Source organism: Rhodococcoides kyotonense (assembly GCF_001645385.1).
Classification (GTDB): domain Bacteria; phylum Actinomycetota; class Actinomycetes; order Mycobacteriales; family Mycobacteriaceae; genus Rhodococcoides; species Rhodococcoides kyotonensis_B.
This window is the reverse complement of the sequence record NZ_LVHI01000001.1, coordinates 113,481-133,570: the sequence shown is the minus strand read 5'-3', so window position 1 is coordinate 133,570 and position 20,090 is coordinate 113,481. Positions and strand designations below refer to the sequence as shown.

The 20,090-nt window shown below is 66.9% G+C and carries 23 protein-coding genes and 1 other RNA gene; 11 read left to right on the top strand and 13 right to left on the bottom strand.

Annotated features, from left to right (window positions below):
- The first annotated feature begins 11 nt into the window (after positions 1–11).
- The 4 genes from A3K89_RS00660 to pip all read left to right on the top strand — a co-directional run bounded on the left by A3K89_RS00660 (position 12) and on the right by pip (position 4,174).
- Positions 12–1,736: an NAD+ synthase gene (locus A3K89_RS00660; protein WP_068420935.1), complete on the top strand. Its 1,725-nt coding sequence runs from the start codon at positions 12–14 to the stop codon at positions 1,734–1,736.
- Positions 1,737–1,853: 117 nt separating this feature from the next.
- Positions 1,854–2,699, top strand: a complete 846-nt coding sequence (panB, locus tag A3K89_RS00655) for a 3-methyl-2-oxobutanoate hydroxymethyltransferase (protein ID WP_068420563.1) — start codon at positions 1,854–1,856, stop codon at positions 2,697–2,699.
- 41 nt (positions 2,700–2,740) lie between these two features.
- Positions 2,741–3,193, top strand: a complete 453-nt coding sequence (locus A3K89_RS00650; RefSeq protein WP_068420561.1) for a hypothetical protein — start codon at positions 2,741–2,743, stop codon at positions 3,191–3,193.
- Positions 3,194–3,196: 3 nt separating this feature from the next.
- Positions 3,197–4,174 (top strand): prolyl aminopeptidase, encoded by a 978-nt coding sequence (pip, locus tag A3K89_RS00645; RefSeq protein WP_068420559.1) that lies wholly within the window; start codon positions 3,197–3,199, stop codon positions 4,172–4,174.
- Here the strand turns inward: pip and A3K89_RS00640 are convergent.
- The 3 genes from A3K89_RS00640 to rnpB form a co-directional block, all read right to left on the bottom strand.
- Positions 4,166–5,584 carry an RNB domain-containing ribonuclease gene (locus A3K89_RS00640; RefSeq protein ID WP_371828777.1) on the bottom strand — a complete coding sequence of 473 codons (1,419 nt, stop codon included), beginning with the start codon at positions 5,582–5,584 and terminating at the stop codon, positions 4,166–4,168. The two genes, pip and A3K89_RS00640, sit on opposite strands and share 9 nt — an antisense overlap.
- Positions 5,581–5,766 (bottom strand): hypothetical protein, encoded by a 186-nt coding sequence (locus tag A3K89_RS00635; RefSeq protein WP_068420555.1) that lies wholly within the window; start codon positions 5,764–5,766, stop codon positions 5,581–5,583. Before A3K89_RS00635 ends, A3K89_RS00640 begins: the two co-directional genes overlap by 4 nt.
- A 24-nt stretch (positions 5,767–5,790) precedes the next feature.
- Positions 5,791–6,228, bottom strand: an RNA gene (rnpB, locus tag A3K89_RS00630) — RNase P RNA component class A.
- 76 nt (positions 6,229–6,304) lie between these two features.
- On the opposite strand from rnpB, the gene A3K89_RS00625 reads away from it, so the two are divergent.
- On the top strand, positions 6,305–6,826 hold the full coding sequence (locus A3K89_RS00625) for a DUF1697 domain-containing protein (protein WP_068420553.1): 522 nt from the start codon (positions 6,305–6,307) through the stop codon (positions 6,824–6,826).
- Complete coding sequence (locus A3K89_RS00620; protein WP_068420550.1) at positions 6,823–8,061, top strand: SLC13 family permease; 1,239 nt, start codon at positions 6,823–6,825, stop codon at positions 8,059–8,061. Before A3K89_RS00625 ends, A3K89_RS00620 begins: the two co-directional genes overlap by 4 nt.
- Here the strand turns inward: A3K89_RS00620 and A3K89_RS00615 are convergent.
- Genes A3K89_RS00615 through cobC form a run of 4 tightly spaced genes read right to left on the bottom strand, consistent with a single transcriptional unit; the run spans position 8,044 to position 12,121 of the window.
- A complete protein-coding gene (locus tag A3K89_RS00615) occupies positions 8,044–9,147 on the bottom strand; it encodes a bifunctional RNase H/acid phosphatase (RefSeq protein ID WP_254303361.1) in 1,104 nt (367 codons plus the stop codon). The two genes, A3K89_RS00620 and A3K89_RS00615, sit on opposite strands and share 18 nt — an antisense overlap.
- Positions 9,144–9,881: a zinc ribbon domain-containing protein gene (locus A3K89_RS00610; RefSeq protein ID WP_068420546.1), complete on the bottom strand. Its 738-nt coding sequence runs from the start codon at positions 9,879–9,881 to the stop codon at positions 9,144–9,146. Before A3K89_RS00610 ends, A3K89_RS00615 begins: the two co-directional genes overlap by 4 nt.
- A 57-nt stretch (positions 9,882–9,938) precedes the next feature.
- On the bottom strand, positions 9,939–11,084 hold the full coding sequence (locus tag A3K89_RS00605) for a Nif3-like dinuclear metal center hexameric protein (RefSeq protein WP_068420545.1): 1,146 nt from the start codon (positions 11,082–11,084) through the stop codon (positions 9,939–9,941).
- A 14-nt stretch (positions 11,085–11,098) separates the two neighbouring features.
- On the bottom strand, positions 11,099–12,121 hold the full coding sequence (gene cobC / locus A3K89_RS00600; protein ID WP_068420543.1) for an Rv2231c family pyridoxal phosphate-dependent protein CobC: 1,023 nt from the start codon (positions 12,119–12,121) through the stop codon (positions 11,099–11,101).
- 61 nt (positions 12,122–12,182) lie between these two features.
- Here cobC and A3K89_RS00595 point away from each other — a divergent pair, with 61 nt between their 5' ends.
- From A3K89_RS00595 to A3K89_RS00585, 3 genes are read left to right on the top strand one after another with little or no spacing between them, the layout of a single operon-like run.
- Complete coding sequence (locus A3K89_RS00595; RefSeq protein ID WP_068420542.1) at positions 12,183–12,884, top strand: HAD-IA family hydrolase; 702 nt, start codon at positions 12,183–12,185, stop codon at positions 12,882–12,884.
- Entirely contained in the window at positions 12,865–13,362 is a 498-nt protein-coding gene (locus A3K89_RS00590) for a low molecular weight protein-tyrosine-phosphatase (RefSeq protein WP_302050723.1), read from the top strand. The genes A3K89_RS00595 and A3K89_RS00590 overlap by 20 nt, the downstream gene beginning before the upstream one ends.
- 31 nt (positions 13,363–13,393) lie before the next feature.
- Positions 13,394–14,344: an SURF1 family cytochrome oxidase biogenesis protein gene (locus A3K89_RS00585; RefSeq protein WP_068420540.1), complete on the top strand. Its 951-nt coding sequence runs from the start codon at positions 13,394–13,396 to the stop codon at positions 14,342–14,344.
- On the opposite strand, the gene A3K89_RS00580 is transcribed toward A3K89_RS00585, so the two are convergent.
- Entirely contained in the window at positions 14,285–15,262 is a 978-nt protein-coding gene (locus A3K89_RS00580) for a cobalamin biosynthesis protein (protein ID WP_068420931.1), read from the bottom strand. The two genes, A3K89_RS00585 and A3K89_RS00580, sit on opposite strands and share 60 nt — an antisense overlap.
- Before the next feature lie 81 nt (positions 15,263–15,343).
- The gene (locus tag A3K89_RS26560; RefSeq protein WP_261768632.1) at positions 15,344–15,469 is read right to left on the bottom strand and encodes a hypothetical protein; all 126 of its coding nucleotides are present in this window, start codon (positions 15,467–15,469) and stop codon (positions 15,344–15,346) included.
- A 147-nt stretch (positions 15,470–15,616) separates the two neighbouring features.
- On the opposite strand from A3K89_RS26560, the gene A3K89_RS00575 reads away from it, so the two are divergent.
- On the top strand, positions 15,617–16,165 hold the full coding sequence (locus tag A3K89_RS00575) for a permease (protein WP_068420538.1): 549 nt from the start codon (positions 15,617–15,619) through the stop codon (positions 16,163–16,165).
- A gap of 1 nt (position 16,166) precedes the next feature.
- Here A3K89_RS00575 and A3K89_RS00570 read toward each other — a convergent pair whose 3' ends face one another.
- The 3 genes from A3K89_RS00570 to A3K89_RS00560 all read right to left on the bottom strand — a co-directional run bounded on the left by A3K89_RS00570 (position 16,167) and on the right by A3K89_RS00560 (position 18,611).
- Entirely contained in the window at positions 16,167–17,096 is a 930-nt protein-coding gene (locus A3K89_RS00570) for a YdcF family protein (RefSeq protein ID WP_157105189.1), read from the bottom strand.
- Positions 17,097–17,240: 144 nt separating this feature from the next.
- Positions 17,241–17,489 (bottom strand): hypothetical protein, encoded by a 249-nt coding sequence (locus A3K89_RS00565; protein WP_068420536.1) that lies wholly within the window; start codon positions 17,487–17,489, stop codon positions 17,241–17,243.
- A gap of 33 nt (positions 17,490–17,522) precedes the next feature.
- Positions 17,523–18,611, bottom strand: coding sequence for a substrate-binding domain-containing protein (locus A3K89_RS00560; RefSeq protein ID WP_068420534.1), 1,089 nt, complete (start codon positions 18,609–18,611; stop codon positions 17,523–17,525).
- Between the two features lie 68 nt (positions 18,612–18,679).
- Here A3K89_RS00560 and A3K89_RS00555 point away from each other — a divergent pair, with 68 nt between their 5' ends.
- Positions 18,680–19,135: a MarR family winged helix-turn-helix transcriptional regulator gene (locus tag A3K89_RS00555; RefSeq protein WP_068420531.1), complete on the top strand. Its 456-nt coding sequence runs from the start codon at positions 18,680–18,682 to the stop codon at positions 19,133–19,135.
- Here the strand turns inward: A3K89_RS00555 and A3K89_RS00550 are convergent.
- Complete coding sequence (locus A3K89_RS00550; RefSeq protein WP_068420530.1) at positions 19,129–20,022, bottom strand: LysR family transcriptional regulator; 894 nt, start codon at positions 20,020–20,022, stop codon at positions 19,129–19,131. The genes A3K89_RS00555 and A3K89_RS00550 overlap by 7 nt on opposite strands.
- Positions 20,023–20,090 lie beyond the last annotated feature (68 nt).

Genomic DNA, 20,090 nt, shown 5'->3' with positions numbered 1-20,090 from the left:
AGATCCGACCCGTGCAGGCACTGCGAATCGCTCTTGCTCAGATCAATCCGACGGTGGGCGACCTGGAAGGCAATGCCGCGCTGATCGTGTCGTGGGCGAGGCGTGCCGTCGAAGAAAGCGCGCAGATCGTCCTGTTCCCCGAGATGGCGCTGACGGGCTATCCCGTCGAAGACCTCGCGCTGACTCCGGCCTTCGCCGACGCAGGTAGAGATGCCGTGCGACGGCTCGCCGACGCCCTGGACCGTGCAGGCTGCGGAGACATCGTCACCGTCGTCGGATATCTGGACCGCGACCTCGCGGGCGCCCGCAACAGTGCGGCCGTGCTGTTCCGGGGCGAAGTCCTCTCGCACTACGACAAGGTCGCCCTGCCGACGTACCGCGTGTTCGACGAGGCCAGGTACTTCGCACTCGGATCGCGACTGAGCATCACCAGCATCGGCGATCACCGCGTCGGCGTCGTGATCTGCGAGGACATCTGGCAGCCCGGTGGCCCGGTTCCCGCGTACTCGGCCGCAGGTGTCGACGTCCTTCTCTGCCTGAATGCGAGCCCGTTCGAGCGCGGCAAGGACCACATCCGCCGGTCGGTCGTCGAACGACGAGCTGCCGAAGCGGGCGCGGTTGTAGCGTACGTCAATCTGGTCGGGGGGCAGGACGAGCTCGTGTTCGACGGCGGCAGCCTGGTCGTCGCGCGCGACGGGCGCCTGCTCGGTCGTGCTCGACAGTTCTCCGAGGACCTGCTCTGCGTCGACGTCGATCTACCCGACCACCCGCGACCCGATCGCGACGACGTGCCCGGCTGGACCGTCGACCGAAACACCGTGTCCGACATCGTCGTTCGCGGATGGGATCGACGAGACGAGATCGTCGCCGATTCGAAGCCCGACGAGGAACAGGTGTGGGCAGCACTGGTCACCGGACTGCGAGACTACATGCACAAGAACGGTTTCCGATCCGTCGTGCTGGGCCTGTCGGGTGGGATCGACTCGGCCGTCGTCGCCGCGATCGCCGTCGACTCGCTGGGGAGCGACGCCGTTCACGGCATCTCGATGCCCTCGCGGTACTCGTCGGACCATTCACGCAGTGACGCAGCCGAACTCGCGCGTCGCACCGGGCTTCACTTCCGCACCCAATCGGTGGAGCCGATGGTGGAAGTATTCGTGCGCACCCTCGGACTCCACGGTCTCGCCGAGGAGAACATCCAAGCCCGCTGCCGCGGAATGACGTTGATGGCCGTATCGAACGAGACGGGCCATCTGGTGTTGGCGACGGGCAACAAATCCGAATTGGCCGTCGGCTATTCGACGATCTACGGCGACGCCATCGGCGGATACGCACCCATCAAGGACGTTCCGAAGTCGCTCGTCCGCGACCTCGCGCGGTGGCGCAACAAAGCGGCTACCGAGCGCGGCGAGGTCCCGCCCGTTCCCGAGTCGAGCATCGACAAGGCACCGTCGGCTGAGCTGCGTCCCGGCCAGCTCGACACCGATTCACTGCCCGACTACGACGAGCTCGACGCGATTCTGTACCGCTACGTCGATTGCGATCAGGGCCTGCACGACATCGTCGCTGCCGGGTACGACCGAGACACCGTCGCCGACATCCTGCAGAGGGTCGACGCGGCCGAGTACAAGCGCAGGCAGTATCCGATCGGCACCAAGGTCACCTCGCGCGCGTTCGGGCGCGATCGGCGGATGCCCGTCACGAACGCGTTCCGTTCGCACGAGGAACGAATGTGATGTATTGCACTGACAGGACCTCTCGGGCTCGCCGTCGGTCGGTGGCAGACTGAAGGACGTCATCAACCCCATCCCGGGGACCCGCAGGCGGGCCTCGAGGAACCGAAAGGGACAAAGATGTCCGACAACTCCGTCTATGGCGCGTCCGACGCCTCGGTATCCGGATTGACTCGCAAGACCCGCACTCATCACCTTCTGCAGATGAAGGCCGAGGGCGAGCGGTGGGCCATGCTCACCGCCTACGACTATTCGAGCGCCCGCATCTTCGAAGAAGCCGGTATCCCCGTGCTGCTCGTCGGGGACTCGGCGGCCAACGTCGTCTACGGCTACGACACGACGGTCCCCGTCACCGTCGACGAACTGCTGCCCCTCGTCCGCGGCGTCGTCCGGGGAGCACCCAACGCACTGGTGGTCGCCGACCTGCCGTTCGGAACGTACGAGGCGTCGCCGCAGCAGGCGCTCGAGACCGCGACGCGTTTCCTCAAGGAAGGCCTCGCGCACGCCGTCAAGCTCGAGGGTGGCGAACGCGTCGCCGATCAGATCGCAGCCATCTCCGCGGCAGGAATTCCGGTCATGGCGCACATCGGATTCACGCCGCAGAGCGTCAACGGGCTCGGTGGCTTCCGCATCCAGGGTCGTGGTGACGGTGCCGATCAGCTCGTCGCCGACGCCATCGCGGTCCAGGAAGCAGGCGCGTTCTCGGTCGTCATGGAGATGGTGCCCGCCGACCTCGCCGGTCAGGTGACCCGCAAGTTGTCGATCCCGACGGTCGGAATCGGCGCGGGCAACGAGACCGACGCACAGGTTCTCGTGTGGCAGGACATGGCCGGCTACACCAGCGGCAAGACGGCCAAGTTCGTGAAGAAGTTCGGCCACGTCGGTGACGAACTCCGCACCGCCGCCGCGACGTACCTGGCCGAGGTGCGCAGTGGTGTCTTCCCCGGTCCCGAACACAGCTACTGAGAAGATCCGGCGTCCGCGCCGGAGATGGCACACTCTGTGCCATGAACTCACGACCGACACGTGACACGCTCGCATCGGCAGCCGTCTCCCTCGTGGGGGCGGCTGCCGTCGTTGCAGCGGCTACCGCATGCAGCACCGATTCGACGTCGACGGGCTCGTCCTCGTCCCTGACGACCACCACCACCTCGGCAGCGCCGACGACGACCCCCGCCGCGACCGGTCCCGCCGTCACCGATCAGCAGGCCCAGCAGTTGTGCACCGACCTCGAACAGCAACTGCAGGAGTGGCGCATCCAGGGTCCGACGCTGGGGCGCGGCGGATTGAACATCGTCGTGCAGACATGGGCGGCGCAGAGCGGCGCGATCAACGTTCAGGTGATCCAGGACCGTTCGATCGTCGACACCGTCACCATCGCCACTTGCCCCGAGGTGCGCGACGAAGCCATGCGCTCCCTCGACCTCCCCGACCTCGCGTCGGGTCTGGTCGGGTTCTGACCGGTGACGCAGACGTACGCCACCGAGCTGTATCCGCCCATCGAACCGTACGACGCAGGCCACCTCGACGTCGGCGACAATCAACGCATCTACTGGGAAACCAGCGGTAACCCGTCGGGCGCCCCGGTGGTCTTCGTGCACGGTGGTCCCGGCGGCGGCACCGGTCCGGCGCAGCGTCGGTACTTCGACCCGGCGGTGTACCGGATCGTGCTGTTCGATCAGCGGGGATGCGGACAGTCGACGCCTCACATCGCCGACGGCGCGGACCTCTCGGTCAACACGACCGACCGCTTGATCGCCGACATCGAAACGCTGCGCACGCATCTCGGTGTCGAGCGGTGGCTCGTGTTCGGTGGTTCGTGGGGTTCGACGCTGTCGCTTGCGTATGCGCAGAGCCACCGCGACCGCGTCGTCGGGCTGATTCTCCGAGGCATCTTCCTGCTGCGGCGCAGTGAGATCGACTGGTACTACAACGGCGGCGCAGGCCACCTCTTCCCGGAGCAGTGGGAGAGATTTCTCGCCCCGGTTCCCGAGGCCGAGCGGACCGGCGATCTGGTCGAGGTCTACCACCGGCTTCTGACGTCGGACGATCGTGACGTCGCGACGGCAGCGGCGGTCGCGTGGTCGTCCTGGGAGGCGGCGACGAGCTACCTGTTGCCTCGGCCGGAGCAGATCGCCGAGAACGAGGACCCACGGTTCGCCTCGGCGTTCGCCGGCATCGAGAACCACTACTTCGTCAACGGCGGATTCCTGCGGGAGAACCAGCTGTTGGACGACGCGCATCTGCTCGACGGCATCCCCGGCGTCATCGTTCAGGGCCGGTACGACGTGGTCTGTCCGGCGACGAGCGCATACGCCCTGCACAAGGCATGGCCCGGTGCCGAACTGATCGTCGTCGACGACGCCGGGCACTCGGCGAGCGAGCCCGGCATCGTCCACCACCTCGTGCAGGCCACGGACAGGTTCGCCTCGCTACGGTGATTCGTATCCGAACTGGATACGGCGGGAGTCGGTGTCGGCGACGGTGAGCCGTACCGTCACCTTCTCCCCCTCCGGTGGCTCACCGGTGCACTTGCCGATGACGATGGGATCGTCGAGGAACACTTCGGCATCGCGTTTGCCGTCCGCTCCCCGCAGCACGAGCGCCCCGAACTCCTCGCCGACGCGTCCGGCCAGCACCGTCGCCTCGGTCAGGTCGATGCAGGCGCGATCGACCTTCGACGCGGTCGAATCCGACGAACGCATCACGGCCGGCAGGTCCGGCAACGCCGTGCGTGCCCACACCGGAATCTCCGTGTCGCCTACGACGGCGAGACAGACCTCGGTGGCGTACCGATCCGACAGTCTCCGCAGCGGCGCGGTGACGTGCGCGTACGGCGCACCGATTCCCGCGTGCTCGGTCACGGGCGGCAACTCCCCGTCGAAGGCGGCGTAGTCCGCGCCCCGCAGCAGACCGGTCGCCTCGGTCATCATCGCCAGGGTCTCCGGTGCGTCACGCGGCAGACCCGCGAGAACTGCGCCTGCCGACGCACCCGCAGGCCACTCGATTCCGAGCGTGTCCGCGGTGGTCCGCAGGGTGGCCAGCGCGTCCTCCGACGCAGGCGGAAGCGTTCGCAACAACCCGACCCGCGCGTCGAGCATGATGCGTGCCGCGCACATCCCGGTCAGCAGCGACACCTCGGCGTTCCATGCGTCGACGTCGGTTCGGCCCTGCAGTTCGATACGCCAGGAATCGCCGTCGCGCACGACCTCCTGTTCGGGCAACGTGATGTCGATCGACCCACGCAGCACTGCCGCCTGAGCGCGCAGCGCCCCGAATTCCGCCAGCGCCGCGATCGACGGGTGTGGTGTGCCCGCGTCGAAATCCGCCTGCACACCGGCGTAGTCGAGTCGTGCGACCGACTTCACAAGAGCTCGGGAGACGGTCCACGCGACCGCCTCACCGTTCGAGTCCAGCTCGATGCGCCACAACGCGGCCGCCCGAGTTTCGTTCGGCAACAAGCTCGCCGATCCTTCCGAGAGCACCCTGGGGTGCAGCGGTACCGATTCGTCGGGCAAGTAGTACGTCTGGCCGCGCTCCCGCGTCTCGGCGTCCAGTGCCCCGCCGGGCGCGACGAGCGCACCGACGTCGGCGATCGCGTAATGAACCACGAATCCCGACGCCACTCTCTCGATGTGGACTGCCTGGTCGAGATCCATCGACCCTGGCGGGTCGATGGTCACCAGCGCGAGGTCGGTGCGATCGTCACGCTCGGCCGCGTACCGATCGACGGGCGCCGCCGCCTCGGCCATGGCGTCGTCGAAGAACGCCTCTCGCAGATCGAACTCGGATCTGATTGCTCGGAAATCGAAGGTGGAGACGGGCAGTCGGATCGGAGCCACGTCGGTCAGTTGTTCCAGTCGTCGTCGGCCTTGTCGGCCGCCTTGTTGCGCTCGGCCGCTATCTCGATGGCACGCTCGGCCGTCTGCCGATCGGGGTACGGTCCCATGCGGTCGAAGGCGCCTGCCTCTTTGCCCTGGGAGACGGTCTTGGTGCGGACGTCGTAGTACCAGGCTTCGTCGTCTGTGCTCATGCAACCAGTGTGCCGTACGGAGTGCGAACGAGTCGGCATGTAAGCCGGATCCTGTTTTCCCTCCCGCCGAAACGGGACGGAACGACGACCATCCATCTGGGCACACCGTCGCCGGGTACCTCGAGCAGTCCACCCGCAGGCTCGGGCGAGCAGCCCTCGAACACCTGCGCAGCCGCACCTAGAGAAGGTGCGGCCTTCGACCTTGCTCCGGGCGGGGTTTACCTAGCCACCTCAGTCACCTGAGGTGCTGGTGCGCTCTTACCGCACCGTTTCACCCTCACCCACGCACGACACCCGAGGGCGCCGCAAGTGGGCGGTCTGTTTTCTGTGGCACTGTCCCGCGAGTCACCTCGGGTTGCCGTTAGCAACCGCCCTGCTCTGTGGAGTCCGGACTTTCCTCGGCGCGAAGCTTGACGGAATCGCTCCGTCAGTTCTCCGTGCCGCAGCCGTCCAACCGACTCGTTCGCGAGAGCAGATTCTACCGGCAGTGTGGGATGGTCGTTCCGCCGGCTCCGGTCCTGTCATTACAGTTCACGTCATGGATCACGTCATTCTGCTGCGCGGAATCAACGTCGGCGGAATCAACATCAAGATGGCGGATCTGCGAGCCGCCCTGACGGAAGCCGGCTTCTCGGACGTACGGACCGTCCTCGCGACGGGCAACGTGCACCTACGGTCCCCGATGCGAGGTGCCGAACTGAAGTCGTCCGTGGAGAAGGTGCTGTCGGACCGCTTCGGCTACGAGGCATGGGTCATCGTGCTAGACGTGCCCACGCTGCGCGGCATCGTCGACGACTATCCGTTCGACGCCGAACGGGACGGTTGGCATCCGTACGTGATCTTCGGCAACGACGACACCCATCTCGCCGAGCTCGCGGCCATCGGCGACACCCTGGATCCCGCGCTCGAACGGATCGAGGCCGGACACGGCGTCGTGTACTGGGAGGTCGTCAAGGGCAGCACCACCGACAGCGTGGTCGGAAAGTTCACGGCGAAGGCCAAGTTCAAGCCGACCACGACGACGCGCAACCTGCGGACGCTCGCCAAGATGCTCGCGTGAGCGTCGTCGCTGCCGCACTCGTCGCGGCCGTGCTGATCTTCGCCATCGTTCGTCCGCGTGGTCTTCCGGAGATCGTGATCGCCCTCCCGGCGGCTGCGCTGACGCTTCTGCTCGGCTTGGTGTCGGTCTCGGCCGCGGCGGAGCAAGTGACCGCCCTGCTCCCGACGGTCGTGTTCCTGGCGTTCATCCTCGTTCTCGCTCATCTCGCCGACGCGCGCGGCGTCTTCACGTGGATGGCGTCGGCCATGGCCCGCAGCGCACACGGCAGTCCGCATCGCCTGCTCGTATCGGTGTTCGCGGCGGCCGCAGTCACCACCGCGATACTGAGTCTCGACGCCACCGTCGTGCTGCTGACGCCCGCTGTCGTCGGCGCCGCCCGCGCACTGCGCATGTCCGCGAGACCGCACAGCTACGCCAGTGCGCACCTGTCCAATTCGGCGTCGACGCTCCTGCCCGTCTCCAACCTCACCAATCTTCTGGCGTTCTCGGCGACCGGGCTGACGTTCGTCCACTTCGCAGCGTTGATGGCGTTGCCCTGGGTGGCGGCGGTACTGATCGAGTTCGTGGTCTTCTGGGTGTTCTTTCGATCCGATCTGAAACGGATTGAAGCAGTGCCGCCACCCGAACGCGTCCCCGCTCCGGTCGGCACATTGATCGTGCTCGGCGCCACGTTGGTCGGATTCGCCGTGGCCGGCTTCTTCCACGTCGAACCGTTCTGGGTCGCGGCCGCGGGCGCACTCGTGCTGGCCGTTCCGTCGCTACGCGACGGGTACACGTTCCCGACGCGTGTACTGCGGGCCGCCGACCTGACGTTCTGCGGCTTCGTCCTGTTGCTCGCGATCGTCGTCGCCGGCGTGACGGCAGGGCCCATCGGCCGGTGGCTCGCCGACATTCTGCCGACCGAACCGACCTTCGTCGGCCTGCTCGTCACCGCAGCCATCGCTGCAGTCGCATCCAACGTCGTCAACAACCTGCCCGCGACGCTGATGCTTCTCGCCGCGTTCGGCCCGTCGGCGCCACCCGGACTGTTGCTCGCGATGGTCATCGGGGTCAACCTGGGCCCCAACCTCACCTACGTCGGCTCGCTCGCGATCATGCTGTGGCGGCGGGTGGCCGCCTCGAACCACGAACCGGCCGACCTGAGGACGTTCACCGTTCTCGGTGTGATCACCACGCCGCTGACGATCGTCGGATCGGTTGCGGCGCTGTGGTTCTCGCTAGGAGCCCAGGTATGACGTCTCGTTGACCAGACGCACCGACGCTCCCCCGTCGGGATAGAACTCCGCGATGCTCAGCGATGCCAGATCGAGGTGCATGCGGTACAGAATCGACGGACCCACGTCGAGCGCCAACTGCAGCAGCATCTTGATCGGCGTCACGTGACTGACCACGACGATCGTCGAGCCCGCGTACGACGCGATCATCTTGTCCCGCGCCGCCTTGACGCGATCGAACACGACGTCGAAGCTTTCGCCGCCGGGCGCAGCGACGGACGTGTCGCCGCGCCACCGCTGGTGGATGTCCGGGTCTCGCTCCGCGGCCTCGAGGAAGGTCAGACCTTCCCAGTCGCCGAAGTCGGTCTCGGTGAGGTCGTCGAGAACGGACACCTGCAGCCCCGCCTTTCGGGCGTAGGCTTCCGCGGTCTGCTGGGCGCGACCGAGCGGACTCGACACGACGGCTGCGATGTCGTCGCGCCGCGCCAGGTAGTCCGCGGCCGCGGCGGCCTGACGCTCGCCCAACTCGGTGAGCGCCGGGTTGCCTCTGCCGGAGTATTTCCGGCCGACCGACAGCGGGGTCTGCCCGTGACGCAGCAGGAGCATCCGCGTCGGCTCACCCACGGCGCCGGTCCAGCCGGGCGCCGCGGGCTTCTCGGCGACTTCCTCGGCGGGTGCGAGGTCCTCGCCTGCGTCGGCCGCATCCATCGCCTCGTTGGCGAGGCGGTCGGCGTGCGAGTTCTGGTTACGCGGAATCCACTCGAAGCTCACCGAGTCGAAGCCGCGAACCAGTTCTGCGGCCTCCCGGTTGAGCGGAATCATGTCCGGGTGCTTGACCTTCCACCGCCCCGACATCTGCTCGACGACGAGTTTGGAATCCATGCGGACCTGCACGACACGTGCGCCGACGTCGGCAGCCGCCGTCAGCCCGGCGATCAAGCCGCGATATTCGGCGACGTTGTTGGTGGTGACACCGAGCGCCAGCCGTCGTTCTGCCAGCACCTCGGCTCGGTCCTCGGACAACACGACAGCGCCGTATCCGGCGGGACCCGGGTTGCCCCGCGAACCGCCGTCGGCCTCGACGATCACCCGCGTCGGTGCACTCACAGACCGGATTCCTTGGTACGCACCAGGATTGCGTTGCATTCCGAGCACCGGACGAGTTCGTCCGCGGGTTTGGCCGCGATACGCGAGATCTCACCGCGATCGAGTTCGATGCGGCACGCACCGCACCGACGGGCTTGGAGCAGTGCTGCGCCGCGACCGGTCAGGGCGCGCTGCTTCTCGTACAGAGCGAGCAGGTCCTCGGGGAACGTGGCAGCCAGCTCGGACCTACGGCCGGTGCTGCGCTGTTCGGCTGCGTCGATGTCGGCGACGGCATCGTCACGACGTCGGCCCGCATCGATCAGCTCTTCCTCGATCTGCGTCAGCTGTGCGCCCGCGTGGTTGTAGTCGCTTTCCGACGCCTCCCGCCGCTCCATGACCTCGAGCAACTCTTCTTCGAGGATGCTCTGACGACGCTCCAAACTGGTCAGTTCGTGCTGGATCTCGGACATCTGCTTGGCCGCGACCGTGCCGCTCTCGAGCAGCTTCTTGTCGCGGTCCTCGCGCTGGCGGACCGCGTCGACCTCGTTCTCGAGCTTCTTGATGTCGCGATCGAGGTCGTCCATCGAGATCTGGACGGCGACGGCCGCGTCCTTCCTGGCGATGCGCTCGGCTTCGAGTTTCTCGACCTCCGCCTGCTCAGGAAGGTTGGTGCGACGGTGCGCGATCTGAGTCAGTTCGGTGTCCACTGCGGCCAGTTCGAGAAGTGAGGCCTGTACTCGGGGATCGACGTTCACGCGTGATGGCTCCTGCGACTATGGAAGAAAGATTCGGTCAAGCCTACCGGCACTGTGTCAGGTGTCCGCGGCACCGAGGGTCCACGGGTCCGTTCTGGTCGTGCTCACTCGACTCTCCCACGCGTCGGTGCCCGAGAAAGCGGAATCGACGATCGCACGTGCCTGTGCGCACCACGGCCATTCCGACGCCCAGTGCGCGACGTCGATCACCGCAGGCCCCCCGGCGCGAAGATGCTCGTCGACGGGGTGATGGCGCAAGTCGGCGGTGACGAACACGTCGGCGCCGAGCGAGCCGACCGAGCTCAGGAACGAGTCTCCCGCGCCGCCGCACAGGGCGACCGTCCGGACGACGGCGTCCGGGTCGCCTGCCGTCCGCACTCCCCACGCGGTCTCCGGCAACCTGCTGCGTACGCGTTCGGCGAACGCACGCAGCGTGACGGCCTCGTCGAGCGTGCCGACGCGGCCCAGTCCCGTCGACGACGGACGCCGCACCTGCTCGAGAATGTCGAAGGCCGGCTCCTCGTAGGGATGGACCTGTCGAAGCCGTTCGAGCACCTGCGCGCGCAGCGACGCAGGCGCGACCATCTCGACGCGGTCCTCGGCCACCCGTTCGACGCGCCCGACGGTTCCGATCGCCGGATCCGCGCCCTCCTGGGGGTGGAACTGGCCCGTCCCCGCGACGGTCCAACTGCACTCGCGGTAGTCGCCGATCGCGCCCGCGCCTGCCTCGAACAGCGCGTCGCGCACGGCGTCGGACTGCTCGGTCGGCACGAACACGACCCACTTGTCGATGCGCGGTCCGTCGATCGGCTCGATCGGGCGGGTTCTCGTGACTCCCAGGAGGTCCGCCAAGGCGTCGGAAACTCCCGGGTCGGCCGAGTCGGCGTTCGTGTGCGCGGTGAACAGCGCACATCCGGCCTTGACGAGGCGGTGGATCAGCGCACCCTTCGGGGTGTTCGCCGCGACGGTGTCGACGCCGCGCATCAACAGCGGATGATGCACGACCAGCAGGTCGGCGCCCCACTCGATGGCCTCGTCGACGACGCCTGCGGTGGCGTCGACAGCGAACACCACCTTGCGCACTCGGTCCACGGGATCACCCGTGACGAGCCCGACCGAGTCCCAACTCTCGGCGAGCCGGGGCGGATACGCACGGTCGAGGACGGCGATCACGTCGGCGAGGCTGACGTGGGGTTCGGACACGGATGTCTCCTTCTCTACAGAACGCGTCTCAGTGCGTCGACGAGGACGTCGACGTGCTCGGCACCACGGACGGCGACGCGCAGGTGGTGCGGCGGCAGTCCGGGGAACGTGTCGCATCGGCGCACAGCCACCCCCTCCGCGCGCAGCCGCTCACGGACGTCGGCAGCCGACGGCACCTGGACCAGCAGGAACGGGGCATGCGCCGGCGTGTGCACGCCGACGCCCAGACCGACCAAGCGGGCGATCATCGCGTCCCGATTCTCGGCGATGCTCGACGCCTGCGTCGCCGCCAGATCGACCGCGGCCGGTTCGCTGCATGCGGTGATGGCTTCGAGCTGCAGGGTGCCGACCGGCCAGTGCGCGCGACCGTGCGCCAGCGACGCCAACAGGTCCGGCGGACCGAGAACGTAGCCGCACCGCAGGCCCGCGAGCGCCCAGGTCTTGGTCAAACTGCGCAGCACCAGCACGTCCGGCAGCGCGTCACCCGCCAGCGACTGGGACTCACCCGGAACCGCGTCGGCGAACGCTTCGTCGACGACGACGACTCTCCCGGGGCGCCGCAGGGCGAGGACGGTCTCCCGTCGATGCAACACGGACGTCGGATTGGTCGGGTTACCGACGACGACCATGTCGGCCGACGCCGGCACCAGCGCCGGATCGAGTACGTACGGCGGCGGCAGGACGACCTGTACGACGTCGATGTCGGCCTCGCGCAGCGCGAGTTCGGGTTCGGTGAACGACGGATGCACGACGGCCGCCGAGCGTGGCTGCAGCCTCGGCAGCATCGCGAAGCCTTCGGCGCCTCCGGCGAGCAACAGCACCTCGTCGGGACTGCGGCCGTGCCTGCGGGCAACCGTCTCCCGCGCGCGCAGGTCCGCCGCGGCGGACGGATACGCACCGAGTTCGCCGAGTTTGCCGGCCAGGCGGTCGCGAAGCCACAGCGGCGGGGCCGTCCCTTGGACGTTGACCGCGAAATCGACGAGACCGTCGCCGACTTCGGCGTCGCCGTGATGGCGCAGCAGCGATCGTGAGAGCACTTCGAGCGGTCCTTTCGTTGCCAGTGAGCGTAGTCGGCGGCCTCACCGATATGGTTTTGTCATGACAAAGCCCCCGGAATCGACGAACGTGCAGGCCTCTGTCGTGCTGTTCGACCTGGACGGAACGCTGACCGACTCGGCGCCCGGCATTCTCGCCGGTTTCCGCCACGCTCTGGCGTCCGTCGGAGCACCCGAGCCGACCGAGAAGCAACTGGCACTGGTGATCGGACCGCCCCTCATCGACTCGTTCCGCACGATGGGCCTTGCCGAGGACGTGGCTCAGCGCGCGCTCGCCGCGTACTTCGAGCGGTACGACGCCCAGGGCTGGGCCGAGAACTCGGTGTTCGACGGCATCGAGCCGGTTCTGGCGGAGCTGCAGTCGCGTGGCATCCGGCTGGGTGTCGCGACGTCGAAGTCCGAGCGATTCGCGCACCGGATCCTCGACCACTTCGGTCTGTCGAAGTATTTCGAATTCATCGGCGGCGCGAGCAGCGACGGCGTCCGACGCGCGAAGCCCGACGTCATCGCGCACTCGCTCCGCAATCTCGGTCTGATCCCGAAGGAGATCGCCGACGGCGGAACGCCGGGTGTGATCATGGTCGGCGACCGTGACCACGACGTGCACGGTGCCGCTCGGTTCGGAATCCCCGCGGTCTACGTCGACTGGGGATACGGCATCGACGGCGAGAACGACGATGCCGCGTTCACCGTGACGACGATGGACGAGCTGACGAAGGTGCTCGGTGACAACACCGTTGCGTAAGCCCGGCGTGCACATCGCCTTCGTCTGCACCGGCAACATCTGCCGCTCCCCCATGGCCGAGAAGATCTTCGACCAGTTCCTGCTCGAAGCAGGTCTCGAGAAGAGCGTTCGAGTCTCGAGTGCAGGCATCGACGGCTGGCACGAAGGCGAGGGCGCCGATCCGCGTGCCGTCGCCGAGCTCGAGGCGCATGGATACGACGCCGACCACGTGGCAGCGCAGGTGGACGACGGCCATCTCGCGGCCGACCTCCTCGTCGCACTCGACTCGGGACATGCGCGACAACTCCTGCAGTTGGGCGCTCCCGCCGACCGCATCGCACTGCTGCGCTCGTTCGACGACGACGCCGACTCGGAGTCCGTCGCCGACCCGTACTACTCGTCCGACAGCGCGTTCACCGAGGTTCGCGAGCAGATCGAAGCAGCGATGCCCGGTCTCGTGAGATGGGCCGGCGAACGCGTCTCCGACGAGGCGTCGTAGATCACGTCGGACCAGCCGCTACGGTAGTGGTGTGCGAAGGCTGAAATTCCTGCTGCGACCGGGCTGGTTGGCGCTGGCGGTCGTCGTCGTGGCGTTCGCCTTCATGTGCTTCTACGTGCTCGCGCCCTGGCAGCTCGGCAAGAACACCTCGACCTCACACCGCAACGACCTGATCGAGCAGTCGGTGAACGCCGATCCCGTGCCGATCTCGCAGGTCCTCGATGCCGACGGGTTCGCGCCGGACGACGAGTGGCGACGCGTCGTGGCCGAGGGGTCGTACATTCCCGACAAGGACGTGCTCGTCCGGCTTCGGGTCATCCGAGACCAGCCCGCGTACGAGGTCGTCACGCCGTTCCAGCTACAGGACGGCCCCGTCGTCCTGGTGAACCGCGGGTACGTGCTGCCCGTCCAGGGCACCGCTCCCCCGGCCATCGAACCTGCGCCGACCGGGCCGATCACTCTCGACGCACGGCTTCGGGTGTCCGAAGGTAGTTCACGACAACCGATCGACGAGGCCGGGCACCTGCAGGTGTACAACATCGCTCCGGGGCAGATCGGTGAGGCCGTCGGTCTCTCACCGGTCGACGGCTATCTGCAGCTCGACGACGGACAGCCCGGCGGGCTCGGTCTCATCGACCTTCCGCAGACCGACGCGGGTCCCTACCTCTCGTACGGATTGCAGTGGCTCGCGTTCGGCATCATGGCACCGCTCGGGCTCGCGTATTTCGTGCGAGCGGAATGGCGAGAGCGCCGAAAAGCGAAGGGTCAGGACATCGTCGGCGACACGCCGCCCACCCCGACCGAGCCCGATACCGTCGACCGCGCCTCCGAGCCGGCAGAGCCCGAGTCGACAGCTGTCGAACCGGAATTCACGCTGCCGACCCGCAAGGAACGTCGCGCCGCGAAGAAGGAGAAGGAACGGTCAGCCGAGCGCACGGCGAACGACGTGCGTCTGGCCGACCGCTACGGCAAGAACCGCTGACGCGACGGTCGCGGCACCCTGCACGAGCGTCGACAAGCGCGCCGCCCGTCCGATGTCCGACGCCGTCGGCTCTCGGCCCGTTCCCAGCGTCGCGCGGATCTCGACGCCGTGGGCGTATTCCGTGCGCCCACCGAGGCGGACGCCGAGCGCGCCTGCCGCTGTCGCTTCGGCGACGCCCGCATTCGGGCTCGGATGGCGAGACGCGTCGTGACGCCAGGCGCGGATCGCGTCGGGCGCCCGACCACCGACGGCGGGCGACAGAAGGACGGTCAGCGCACCGGTCAGCCGGGCGGGTACGAGGTTGACGACGTCGTCGAGTCTCGCCGCGAACCAGCCGAAACGTCGATATCTCGGCGACCTGTATCCGATCATCGCGTCCAAGGTGTTGACGGCGCGATAGCCGAGAATGCCGGGCACGCCTGCGGTCGCACCCCAGAACAGCACGCCGACGGTGGCGTCCGAGGTGTTCTCCGCGACCGATTCCACCGACGCCCGCGCCAGACCCGCCTCGTCGAGCACGCTCGGGTCGCGACCACACAACGACGGCAGCAGAGCGCGCGCGGCGGCGACGTCACCGTCGTCGAGGCTCCGGGCCATCCGAGTTCCCGTCCGCGCGAGCGATGTTCCACCGAGTGCAGCCCACGTCGACGCTGCCACGAGAGTGATCTCTCCGACCGCGCCCCATCGTCGGGCTGTCTCGGTCGCCGCGGCCCCGAGGCCGACGCAGCCACCGACGAGAACAGACGTGTGCACGACACCGGCAACTCGGCTGTCTCGGTAGATCCACCGCTCGAGCCCCGCGGCGCATCGACCGAAACCGGCGACCGGGTGAAACCGACGGGGATCGCCGAGTGCTCGGTCGAGTGCGTATCCCAGCAGTAAGCCGGTGGCACGCGATCGATTGTGCCGCTTGTTCATACGCTCGAACATAGCGAACTCGTCCGATGGGCCGATCGGGCGCGCGGCGCCCGCCCGATCGGCCCCGTCACGGCTGGGGAATCAGGTCCAGCGCGACCGGTAGGCGGCCGTCATCTGCCGGTTGTCGAAATTCAAGTCTCGACCCGAACCGAGCATGGCCATGGCCAAACCGACGAAGCCGACCGCTCCCATCAAGAACAGCGTCATGATGTACCCCCTGAGATCGCAGAAACACCCGCGTACGGGCTTGAACCGATCTTGATTGTTACCGACGGACACAGACAAAAGAACGCAGATGAGGGGGCCGTCACATGTGGCGACTGTCACCGAAATACCGAAGCTAGGATCGTCGTCATGACCGTCGACGGCACGTCCCCCGACAGCACGACATCCCGCAGGCCCGGCTGGGTCAACAAGGCCATCATGATCGCCATCGGAGTGGTGGCGCTGATCATCGCGTACTTCGCCCTCGCAGCGTTCGTGCCGCGGTGGTGGGGCATCCGCATGTCGCAGCTCGCGGATCAGTCCTTCGGCAAGGGCATTCTGTGGGGTCTCGTCTTCGGCCTCGTGTGCACTCTCGTTCCGCTGCTGCTGTTCTTCGTGGCCTGGTCGGTGCGGGGGCGCCGTGGCGGCAAGGTCACCGCGATCGTCGCGGCGCTACTCGCGGTCGTCGTCGCCGTGCCCAATCTGATGACGTTGTCGATCGTCGCGGGCAACGGCAACGCGGCGCTGGCCGCCGCTCAGAACATGAACACCGGTGCGCCGGGCTTCCGAGGCGCCACCGCAGTGGGCGCCGTCGTCGCCGCCGTGCTGTTCGCACTGTTGGTGTTCGTCATCGTGCGTGGTCGACGTCGGCGCGCCCGGAAGCGACTCGACGCCGCGGCGCCCCCGCCTGCAGTCTGACTCACTCGTACACGCGCGGGATTCCGACGACCTTCGTCGCGTCGACTGTCAGCCCGAGCCGAGAATCGAGACCCAGCGCGGGGACCTCGGGAATCGACTCGGGGTCGAGACTCACTGCGCCGATCACGTTCGATCCGGCGATGGCGAAGTCGGATATCGACCGTCGGACATGGTTCGCCGAGGTGGCCAGTACAACGCTCTGCGCTCCGATGTCCCGCAGCAGAGGTTGCGTCAGCACCGCATTCTGGGGTGTCGAGTTCGCACGGTTCTCGACGTGGATCCGTTCTGCCGCAACTCCGTTGTCGATCAGCCAGGTACGCATGGCATCCCCCTCCGCCACGCCGTTCCGGGGATTTCCACCCGTGACGACGACCGGTGACGTGGGTGACGCCGTCGCCGCGGCAGCAGCACCGGTCAACCTGTCGATCAGTTCGTCGCGCATCGAGCCGTCATCCGCCAGTCCGAAGCCGAGCACGACGATCGCGGTTCGTGCACCGTCGTAGACGGGCGCCCACTCGACGGGAGCTTCCGCCGAAGTGGCGATGATGTCGATCGCACGCTCGACTGCGGCATGCAGTTCGGGGTCCAGGCCACCGAGCCGTTCCAACGCTGCGTCCCGGCCGCGCGGGTCGTTGGCGGCGTTCCGGTAGAAGGCCTGCAGGGCGGGCACGTTGGAATCCTGCGGCGCCGCCAGCGCCAGCGCGTCCAGTGCCGCGAACCCGACGTCGTAGTTTCCCTTGACCAAATTGTCCTGCGCGGAGTTGTACAGAGCAGGGGTGGCAGGTGCTGCGATCGATTCGATGATCGCGCGCGCATCCGCCGGGGTGGGCGGTGCCGGTTCAGCGCTTGCGACACCACCCGAGGCGAGAACCGCTGCGGCGGACAGCGCGGCGGAGACACCGATCTTCGTGCGGGACAGGCTGATTCGCACAGCACGTCCTTCCTTCCGACGACGGAGGTCAGCCACAGGGTAGCTCGAGTGTGACCGATGTGACCAGTGTTACGAAAGTGCAGGAAGTTACACCGTTGTAAGTCGTTCGTCGTCGAATGCCCACCGCGCGAACATGTTCGACGGTCAGGGAACGACCGGAGCCTTGCCGCCGTCGTACGGTTCGATGGTCACCTGCTCATCCGGTGCGAACTCGACGCCGACGATGTCGTCTCCTTCGGTGACCGTGACGACCACGGCGAGACCGTCCTGCGCAACGGCTTCGATGCGGCCGCGAGATTTGCCGTCGTCGCCGACGAGTTGGTAGTCACCGACCACGACCAACAGCTCCTCCGCCGAAATCGTTCGACGCCCACCGAAATCTTCTACAGTCATGCCCACCACCGTAGACGGATCGAACGTTTTCCGTCACGACACGCGCCTCGGAGTGATCTCGACCAGCACGTCGAAATCGAACTCACCCGCTTTGGCAAGGTAGATCGGTTGCGAGACATGGCCGTTGGTCATCTTCAGATGACCGCGTGCGCCGTCGTACGAGAAGTTCTGGGCGATCGACTCCAATGCCGTCACCTCGGCCGACCCCGCGCGGTCGACCATCTCCCCCAACATCGTGATTCCCTCGTAGCACGACTGACCGAGTGAACCGACTATCGGCGCGTCGACCCCGAAGCGGGACGAGAATCGGCCGGAGAAGTCGAGACTCTCCGACGTGCCGAGCGTCTCGAAATAGCCTGAGGAGACGTACAACTCGCGGGCGTTTTCCGATCCGGTCGCCAGCAGCATGTTCTCGTCCATCAGTGGGCTGAGCCGGACGCACCGACGGTCCAGTCCCGCGGACGCGAACGCCTGATGGAACGCGACGGCGTCGTCGCCCAGCAGCAGGACGACGACGCCGTCGCACCCGGATCTCTCGATGCCGGATACGGTCTGGGCGTAGTCGACGGTGCCGATCGGTGAGAAGTCACCGAACACCACCGACACGCCGATCGAGTGCAGGTACTCGGTGACGATGGCGGCCGTCTTGCGGGGCCATACGTAGTCGTTGCCGACCACAGCCCACCGCCTGCGGCCCAAGTCGTCGACCATGACGTCCAACGCCGGAATCAGCTGCGCCGATGGTGTTTCACCGGTGACGAACAGACCGGGGTACCGATCCCCACCCTCGTAGAGCGACGTGTAGACGTACGGAATTCTGTTGGCAGTGATGGGAATCAGCGCACGGCGCACCGCGGATGTATGCATCCCGGCGACCGCGTCGAGGGCTCCGACGTCGACGAGCCTACGTATCTCTCCCGCGACGACGGCCGGGTCGCGCCCCCCGTCGATCGGCACCAGTTCGACGCGTCTTCCGAGCACGCCGTCGTTGGCGTTGAGCTCCTCCTGTGCGAGTTGCGCGGACAATTCGCTCGACGGTCCGACGAGACCGAACGATCCGGACATGGGAAACACGATGCCGACGGTGAACGTCGCATCGCTGCGTGCCCGCGTCACATTCATTCGTCCGTTCACCTGCCGTCGCCTAGACTCCTCTGCGGAGAATCCCTTCATGATAGGAGTGCGATCGCGTGAGCCTTTCCGAACGGCCAGATCGTGCTCCGGGCACGGACCGACTGCTCGCGTCCGTCGATCGCTTGGTCGGCGAGCGTATGCGCACGCTGCTGGCACCGGCAGATCTGGACCTGGAGGAATGGCGCGTTCTCTGCCTGCTGTCCGACGGCGACGGTCACACGATGGCCGAAACGGCCGAGTTCGCACTGCTGCCGCCTCCGACTCTGACCAAGGTCGTGAACCGCCTTGTCGCGAACAATCTCGTCCACCGGCGATCGGGCACGGTCGACCGCCGTCAGGTGCTGATTCGCACTACCACTCGCGGACAACAGAAGTACGACGCGTTGGCGTCGGATGTCGAAGCTCTGCACCGCGAGCTCTTCGGCGCGGACTCCGACCGCGCACTACTCGAAGGCATGCTCGAGACACTGCACCGCAACGCGGCGGCCGACCGCGCGCCTGCCGATCACTGACCGGATTGCAGATGGGGCGCATCCGCGACGATCGACGTCAGGAGTTCGTCGACGGCTTTGACCCTTGCGAGCGACGTCAGCTCGCGTGGAACCGCGACCCAGTACGTGCGATCGATCGAGAACTGTTCCGGCAGAACGCGTTCGAGCGCACCATCCGGCTCGCCGATGTAACTGGGTAGCGGCGCGATGCCCAGGCTGTTCTTGGCCGCGAGCCAGTGCCCGGTGATGTTGTTGGTCTGAATCTGCGCACGCCCGTCCGCGAGGATCGAGTCCAGGATGCGCAACGGCGCCACGTCGAGCAGCGCCCCGACGTACCAGATCAGTGTGTGGTCTCGCAGATCGTCGATCTTCGAGATCGCGGCCGTCCTCGCCAGGTAGTCCCTCGTCGCGTACAGGTGCAGTGAGTACGTGGCCAGTTTGCGATACGAGACGAGCCGCGCCGACGGCTGCTCCAGCGTGATGGCGACGTCGAACTCGCGCGTGTTCAGAGAGTTGTGCTCGGTAGCGGTCACCAGCTCGACGTCGAGATCGGGGTGACGGCTCCGCAGCTTTGTCAGATTGGGCGTCAAGACGAATGCGCCGAACCCGTCCGGAGCCGCAATACGAACCGACCCCGTGAGCGATCCCATCGTCGACGTCTGATCCTCGAACGCGGCGATCAACGCCGATTCGACCGTCTCCGCGTAGCCGACCAGCCTGTCCCCCGCCTCCGTCAATCTCCACCCACTGGGTGTGCGATCGAAAAGCCGTTGTCCCGCAAGCTTTTCCAAACTCGTGATCCGACGACCGACAGTCGTGTGATCGACACCGAGCGCTTTCGACGCCTCGTTCAGGCGACCGTGACGGGACACCTCGAGGAAGAAGCGGAGATGGTCGGCGGTGAACATTTCGCCAGCGTATCAGCGCGTGCATTTTTGCACGCACAGGTGCGCGATTGGCCTTTGACAGGGGCATG